Consider the following 6527-nt stretch of genomic DNA (forward strand, 5'->3'; position numbering starts at 1 on the left):
CAGGCAGATTACTCTGCAGCCTGCACAGCTGCACGGCGTGCCGGCAGCTTTTCCTTGATACGTGCGGACTTGCCCGAACGCTCACGGAGGTAGTACAGCTTCGCACGACGCACGTCACCGCGGCGCTTGACTTCGATCGAAGCGATCAGCGGGGAGTACAGCTGGAAGGTACGCTCAACGCCTTCGCCGGAAGAGATCTTGCGGACGATGAAGTTGGAGTTCAGACCGCGATTGCGGCGCGCAATCACGACGCCTTCGTAAGCCTGGGCGCGCTTGCGGGTGCCTTCAACCACGTTGACGTTGACGACGACCGTGTCACCCGGTGCGAAGTCAGGGATGTTTTTGCCCAGGCGGGCGATTTCTTCTTGCTCGAGTTTCTGGATCAGATCCATGTTCAGCTCCTTGAACCATCATGCCGGCGCTTGGTATTGAATGTGCCCGGTAGAGGATGGGGTTTTACAAATACGGGTTACCCCGCGCGATACAACAAACTACTTCAAACTGCTTAAAAACTTCTCGTCGGTCCGCGTCAGCAATCCCGCTTCGCGCGCCTTCTCGATCAGGTCCGGACGCTTGTCTGCAGTTGCCAGCAGCGCCTGCTGCCGCCGCCACTTCTCGATCTCCGCATGGTTCCCGCCCATCAGAACCGGCGGCACCGCAACGCCTTCGTACACATCGGGCCGCGTATAGTGCGGACAATCGAGCAAGCCGTTGACGAAACTATCCTCAACAGCGGATACATCGTCGTTCAGCACACCCGGCAATTGCCGGATCACGGCATCCATCAGCGCCATCGCAGGCAGCTCGCCCCCGGACAGCACGAAATCGCCGAGGCTGATTTCTTCGTCCACGCAACGGTCCAGCAACCGCTGGTCCACCGCTTCATACCGGCCGCACAACAAGACGAGGCCGGGTTCGGCGGTCAACTGCATCACGCGCTGGTGCGTCAGCTGCTTGCCCTGCGGCGACAGGTACACGACGCGCGGCGCCGGCAACCCCTGTCCTGCGTGACGCGCCTTTGCCGCACCGATGGCTGCCTCGAGAGGCTTTGCCATCATCACCATCCCGGGGCCGCCACCATAGGGGCGATCGTCGATGGTGCGGTAGTTGTCAGTGGTGAAATCGCGAGGATTCCAGAGCGACAGGCTGCACTTCCCTTTTTCGAACGCGCGGCGGGTGATGCCCGACTGCGTGATCGCGGTGAACATCTCGGGGAAGAGCGTGACGACATCAAATTGCATCTCGACCTATCCCCAAAACCGGGCTAGAAATCCAGCCCCCAATCCACCGTTATCTTTTTTCCTGCCTGGTCAACCGTTTTCACGAACTGGTCGACAAAGGGAATCAGCCACTCTTTCGGTTTCTGATCCTCCGCCACAGCCGGAGCCACGACTTTCAGGATCGGATGGGCGCCGTTGTCCATCAGGTCGGCGACCGCACCGAGGGCTTCACCCTGCAGGTTTTCTACTTCCAGGCCGACAAGGTCGACCCAGTAATACTCGTTGTCATCAAGCGGCGGGAAATGACTGCGCCGGATCTGCACGACGGCGCCCTTAAGCGCCTCTGCCGCATTGCGGTCCGCCACGCCCATCAACTGGGCAACGACGTCTTCGCCGTGCATCTTGGACTGCATCATGTCGACGTCGCGCAGGACAGGCTTGTCCAGCCACCACGTCTTCGCATGCAGCATCGCATCCGCGTCAGCGGAATAGGGCCTGATCCTGACCCAGCCCTTGATGCCATAGGCACCGGTCACATGACCGACCAGCACCAGATCTTCAGGGATTGGAACCCCTGACACCGTCTTGGCTGACAAATTTAAGCAGCAGCCTTGCCAGCGGCCTTGACCAGGCGGGCAACCGTCGGGGACAGTTGTGCGCCAACGCCTTGCCAGTGAGCCAGGCGGTCTGCAGCGATGCGGAAGCCCTCATCCTTGCCTTCAGCAACCGGGTTGTAGAAACCCAGGCGCTCGATGAAACGGCCGTCACGGCGGTTACGCGAGTCGGTGGCAACGATGTTGTAGAAGGGGCGCTTCTTGGCGCCGGAGCGGGAAAGACGAATAACGACCATAATGTGCTTCCAAAAATTGTTCGAAGGCGGAAAAAGCCGGGAATTATAGCGCGCTTTTCGCCCCCCCTGCAAGTTTGGTAAGAGAACAACGAGAAGATGCGTAGGCAAATTGCACAGGACGCCCCTGTCATGCACACTACGCAGCCGAAAATGAGGGATTTCCCGCCAGCGGGGAGCCGGGATTTTAACAAAACCACAAGAACGATGACCACAGTCCACAAGAACAAGACGCTCGCCACCTTCCTTGCCGCCATCTTTGGCGGACTGGGATTCCACCGGTTCTATCTCTACGGCAAGAAGGACCGTTGGGCGTGGGTGCACGTGCTGCTGTTTCCGCTGTCGATCTTTGCCGCCTTCATCGAGGCGCTGATGATCGGCCTGACTGCCGACGAGAAGTGGGATGAGACGCACAACAGGGACTCCGGCCGGAAGTCGGATTCCGGCTGGCTGCTCGTCATCCTGCTGGTGCTGACCTTCGGCGGCGGGGCAATCGCCGTCATCGCGGCAATTGCCCGCACCTTCGACCTGATGTTTACAGGAGGGGCTTACGGCTGACGGATCCGGTCATGCGTGGGCCATGGGACGCTCGATGGGTGGCGTACCCTCCTTGAACATTTGCTTGATCTGCTGGCGCAGCTCAGGTGTGTCTTCATGATGATGCACGGTAACAGCATGTTGCACGGCGGCATCCAGGAGTTCCTGGTCGGTGTCGGCGGACAAGGCAACGCTGCAGTTCGTGTCGCTTGGGAATTCGCGGCAGTCGATGTATTTACGGGTCATGATCCTGGCCTCCTCGCTTGAGATGACAAGCGTGCGGCGATGCGCCGCACTATGTCGTTATAAGTTCGGGAAAACGCTCTCACAAGACGCGCGAGGGCGTAACTGTTGATCCAGATCGAACTCAGATGGAGACGCTGGTTGTTTCCAGCAACTGGCAGCCGTCGATGCGCCAGATGCTGTCCTCGCCCTGCTGCATCCAGAACACCGCAAGCCATACCCTGCTGTTGCCGTCGGTGACGCGCACAATCTGTATGGCATCGCCGTTGACCACTTCAGGTTTGGAATAAATCACGCGCTGGTAGCGGTAGATCGGGTTGTATTCTTCCTTGATCAACCGTAGAAAGTTGTCGGGACTGCCGATCAGCATGCGCTTTTCGGGCGTCGCCTGCTCGAAGGCGCTGACGGCATCGTCGATGGACAAGGCCTCGAGCTGGGTTTGCACCACTTCGTGGATCGCGATGGCATCGGCGGTCGTGATATCGTCGATCGCCCATGCGCTGCTCCACCATGGTGCACAAAGTCCGGCAAGCAGGCTTGCCGTTGCCAGTAGCCGTTTCATGATCGCCTCCCGACCAGAAACAAAGGGTTGTCAAATCAGTATATGGCAGATTGAAAAAAGTGCCGAGAGTTCACCCCCTGACAAAAAAATAAGGCAGGCCGGCTCTCGCCGGACTGCCTTTGGAACCTGCCCGGAGGGCTGGCGTCAGAACTGGTCTTCGGCCAGTGCCATCACGCCGGCGCTGCCGTCAACGATCGAAGTGCGATAGCCGGACGCCTGCGACAGGATATGGTCCGCAAAGAAGCGTGCGGTGCCGATCTTCGCCTGGTGGAACTTCGCATCGCCCTCGCCTGCCTTGAGCTTACGTTCGGCAACCAGCGCAGCACGGGCCATCTGCCACCCGCCCAGCACAACGCCGGCCAGCTTGAGGTACGGCACGCTGCCTGAGAACACGCCCTTGATGTCGGACTTCATGTTGTTGACGACAAAGTTGACGACGTCTTCCAGCGCCTTCGACCCGCTTGCCAGTTGCGCACGGATTGCCGCGAGATCCGGATTGTCCGAAGCCGACAGTTCCTCTTCGGTACGGCGTACTTGCGCCAGGATGGCCTTGGCGGTCGCGCCCCCGTCACGGGCGGTCTTGCGGCCGACCAGGTCGTTGGCCTGGATCGCGGTCGTGCCTTCATAGATCGGCAGGATGCGCGCATCGCGGTAGTACTGTGCTGCACCGGTCTCTTCAATGAAGCCCATGCCGCCGTGCACCTGCACGCCGTTGGAAGCGACATCGATCGACAATTCGGTGGACCAGCCCTTGACGATCGGCACCAGGAATTCGTAGAAGGCCTGGTTGGCCTTGCGCACCGCGTCGTCCGCGCTATGGTGTGCAGCGTCATATGCGGCGGCGGCCACGTAGGCCAGCGCGCGTGCGGCTTCGACCTGGGAGCGCATCGACATCAGCATGCGGCGCACATCCGGCTGATGGATGATTGCCACCGGGCCGGCGGAACCGGCGAGGTCGCGCGACTGGATACGTTCGCGCGCATAGGCGACAGCCTTCTGGTACGCGCGCTCGGCGACTGCGATGCCCTGCATGCCGACGGCGAAGCGCGCCGCGTTCATCATGATGAACATGTACTCGAGGCCGCGGTTCTCTTCGCCGACGAGGTAGCCGATCGCGCCGCCATGGTCGCCAAACTGCAGCACTGCGGTCGGGCTGGCCTTGATGCCCAGCTTGTGTTCGATGGAGACGCAATGCACATCGTTGCGCTCACCGAGCGAACCGTCCTTGTTGACCAGGAACTTCGGCACGACGAAGAGCGAGATGCCCTTCACGCCTTCCGGCGCGTTCGGGGTACGAGCCAGCACGAGGTGGACGATGTTCTCGGCCATGTCGTGTTCGCCATAGGTGATGAAGATCTTGGTGCCGAAGACCTTGAAGGTGCCGTCGCCCTGCGGCTCGGCACGCGAACGCACTAGCGCCAGGTCGGAACCGGCCTGCGGCTCGGTCAGGTTCATCGTGCCGGTCCACTTGCCGGAGATGAGGTTCTCGAGATAGGTGGCCTTGAGCTCGTCGGAGCCTGCGGTCAGCAGTGCTTCGATGGCGCCGTCGGTCAGCAGCGGGCACAGTGCGAACGACAGGTTCGCGGAGTTGAGCATTTCGATGCATGGCGTCGCCACCAGCTTCGGCAGGCCCTGGCCGCCAAATTCGGTCGGATGCTGCACACCTTGCCAGCCGGCCTCTCCGAACGCCTTGAAGGCTTCCTTGAAGCCCTTGGTGGTCGTGACCTTGTTACCGTCGTGCCAGTAGCTCGGCTCCTTGTCGCCAATGACATTGAGGGGCGCAATCACTTCGCCGCAGAACTTGGCGTTTTCCTCCAGCACCGCTTCGACGGTTTCCGGGGACGCGTCTTCGCAACCGGGCAATGCATTCACTTGGGACAGGCCGGCAAGTTCGTTGAGCACGAACATCATGTCCTTCAACGGGGCGACATAACTCATTAGAGACTCCAATAGAAAAAGGCAGGACTGCGGGAATTATTACGAAGCGTCAGGAAAAATCCTGTCAGCTACGCGACAAACCCGGCATGTCCTGCCCGGTATTTAGCGATTTCTTGAGCGGGGCGGACATGTCAGGCGCCCCGCGTTCCTGCGATCAGCCGAGTTGGGAAACCAGCTGCGGTACGACTTCGAACAGGTCGCCCACGATGCCGTAGTCGGCCACCGAGAAAATCGGTGCTTCCGGATCCTTGTTGATGGCGACGATGGTCTTCGAGTCCTTCATGCCGGCTAGGTGCTGGATCGCGCCCGAGATACCGACCGCGATGTACAGCTGCGGCGCCACGATCTTGCCGGTCTGGCCGACCTGCCAGTCGTTCGGCACGAAACCGGCATCCACTGCGGCGCGCGACGCGCCCATGGCCGCACCCAGCTTGTCTGCCAGCGGTTCCAGGATCTTGAAGTTCTCGCCCGAGCCCATGCCGCGGCCGCCGGACACGATCACCTTGGCGGCGGTCAGTTCCGGACGATCGGACTTGGCCAGTTCGCGCGACACGAAGGCGGACTTGCCGGCATCGGCGACGGCGGAAATCGTTTCCACCGCAGCATTGCCGCCAGTAGCAGCAGCGTCGAAGCCGGTGGTGCGCACGGTGATGACCTTCACGCTGTCGCTCGATTGCACGGTGGCGATGGCGTTACCGGCGTAGATCGGGCGCTCGAAGGTGTCGGCGGACACGACCTTGGTGATTTCGGAGATCTGACCGACGTCCAGCTTGGCGGCCACGCGCGGCAGGATGTTCTTGCCGTAGGCGGTGGCGGGCGCCAGGATGTGCGAGTAGCTGCCGGCAATCGCCAGCGCCTGGTCGGCGATGTTTTCGGCGAGGCCGTCGGCGAAGTGCGCGGCGTCGGCCAGCAGCACCTTGGAGACGCCGGCGATCTTCGATGCAGCTTCGGCGGCGCCGCCGGCGTTGTGGCCGGCGATCAGGACGTGGACGTCGCCGCCGGCTTGTGCGGCTGCGGTGATGGTGTTGAGCGTGCTTCCCTTGAGCGAAGCATTGTCGTGTTCAGCAATGACGAGTGCGGTCATGATGATGGATTCCTGATCTGAATTTGTTTAGATGACTTTTGCTTCGTTCTTGAGCTTGTCGACCAGCGCGGCGACATCCGGCACCTTGATGCCGGC

General features: G+C 60.9%; 9 protein-coding genes. 1 reads left to right on the forward strand and 8 read right to left on the reverse strand.

Annotated features, from left to right (window positions below):
• Positions 1 to 8: 8 nt before the first annotated feature.
• The 4 genes from rplS to rpsP form a co-directional block, all read right to left on the reverse strand.
• Positions 9 to 392, reverse strand: coding sequence for a 50S ribosomal protein L19 (gene rplS / locus AYR66_RS01525; protein ID WP_088706040.1), 384 nt, complete (start codon positions 390 to 392; stop codon positions 9 to 11).
• A gap of 99 nt (positions 393 to 491) precedes the next feature.
• Positions 492 to 1241: a tRNA (guanosine(37)-N1)-methyltransferase TrmD gene (trmD, locus tag AYR66_RS01530; RefSeq protein ID WP_088706041.1), complete on the reverse strand. Its 750-nt coding sequence runs from the start codon at positions 1239 to 1241 to the stop codon at positions 492 to 494.
• 23 nt (positions 1242 to 1264) lie between these two features.
• The gene (rimM, locus tag AYR66_RS01535) at positions 1265 to 1771 is read right to left on the reverse strand and encodes a ribosome maturation factor RimM (RefSeq protein WP_214608762.1); all 507 of its coding nucleotides are present in this window, start codon (positions 1769 to 1771) and stop codon (positions 1265 to 1267) included.
• A gap of 47 nt (positions 1772 to 1818) precedes the next feature.
• On the reverse strand, positions 1819 to 2070 hold the full coding sequence (rpsP, locus tag AYR66_RS01540; protein WP_088706043.1) for a 30S ribosomal protein S16: 252 nt from the start codon (positions 2068 to 2070) through the stop codon (positions 1819 to 1821).
• A 204-nt stretch (positions 2071 to 2274) separates the two neighbouring features.
• Between rpsP and AYR66_RS01545 the strand changes: the two genes are divergently transcribed.
• Entirely contained in the window at positions 2275 to 2625 is a 351-nt protein-coding gene (locus AYR66_RS01545) for an NINE protein (RefSeq protein WP_088706044.1), read from the forward strand.
• 9 nt (positions 2626 to 2634) lie between these two features.
• On the opposite strand, the gene AYR66_RS01550 is transcribed toward AYR66_RS01545, so the two are convergent.
• From AYR66_RS01550 to AYR66_RS01565, 4 genes are all read right to left on the reverse strand, one after another.
• Positions 2635 to 2850 (reverse strand): DUF1059 domain-containing protein, encoded by a 216-nt coding sequence (locus tag AYR66_RS01550; protein ID WP_088706045.1) that lies wholly within the window; start codon positions 2848 to 2850, stop codon positions 2635 to 2637.
• Positions 2851 to 2971: 121 nt separating this feature from the next.
• Positions 2972 to 3409, reverse strand: a complete 438-nt coding sequence (locus AYR66_RS01555) for a DUF4864 domain-containing protein (RefSeq protein ID WP_088706046.1) — start codon at positions 3407 to 3409, stop codon at positions 2972 to 2974.
• 144 nt (positions 3410 to 3553) lie between these two features.
• Positions 3554 to 5347: an acyl-CoA dehydrogenase gene (locus AYR66_RS01560; protein WP_088706047.1), complete on the reverse strand. Its 1794-nt coding sequence runs from the start codon at positions 5345 to 5347 to the stop codon at positions 3554 to 3556.
• Between the two features lie 154 nt (positions 5348 to 5501).
• Complete coding sequence (locus AYR66_RS01565; protein WP_088706048.1) at positions 5502 to 6431, reverse strand: electron transfer flavoprotein subunit alpha/FixB family protein; 930 nt, start codon at positions 6429 to 6431, stop codon at positions 5502 to 5504.
• Between the last annotated feature and the right edge of the window lie 96 nt (positions 6432 to 6527).

This window comes from Noviherbaspirillum denitrificans (assembly GCF_002211445.1).
In the GTDB taxonomy this organism is placed as follows: Bacteria; Pseudomonadota; Gammaproteobacteria; order Burkholderiales; family Burkholderiaceae_D; genus Noviherbaspirillum; species Noviherbaspirillum denitrificans.

What these genes read in the sequence shown, in the direction of transcription:
- AYR66_RS01550 (WP_088706045.1), bottom strand. Translation starts at nt 2,850, where the DNA reads ATGACCCGTAAATACATCGACTGCCGCGAATTCCCAAGCGACACGAAC.
- AYR66_RS01565 (WP_088706048.1), bottom strand. Translation starts at nt 6,431, where the DNA reads ATGACCGCACTCGTCATTGCTGAACACGACAATGCTTCGCTCAAGGGA.
- AYR66_RS01560 (WP_088706047.1), bottom strand. Translation starts at nt 5,347, where the DNA reads ATGAGTTATGTCGCCCCGTTGAAGGACATGATGTTCGTGCTCAACGAA.
- AYR66_RS01545 (WP_088706044.1), top strand. Translation starts at nt 2,275, where the DNA reads ATGACCACAGTCCACAAGAACAAGACGCTCGCCACCTTCCTTGCCGCC.
- rpsP (WP_088706043.1), bottom strand. Translation starts at nt 2,070, where the DNA reads ATGGTCGTTATTCGTCTTTCCCGCTCCGGCGCCAAGAAGCGCCCCTTC.
- rplS (WP_088706040.1), bottom strand. Translation starts at nt 392, where the DNA reads ATGGATCTGATCCAGAAACTCGAGCAAGAAGAAATCGCCCGCCTGGGC.
- trmD (WP_088706041.1), bottom strand. Translation starts at nt 1,241, where the DNA reads ATGCAATTTGATGTCGTCACGCTCTTCCCCGAGATGTTCACCGCGATC.
- AYR66_RS01555 (WP_088706046.1), bottom strand. Translation starts at nt 3,409, where the DNA reads ATGAAACGGCTACTGGCAACGGCAAGCCTGCTTGCCGGACTTTGTGCA.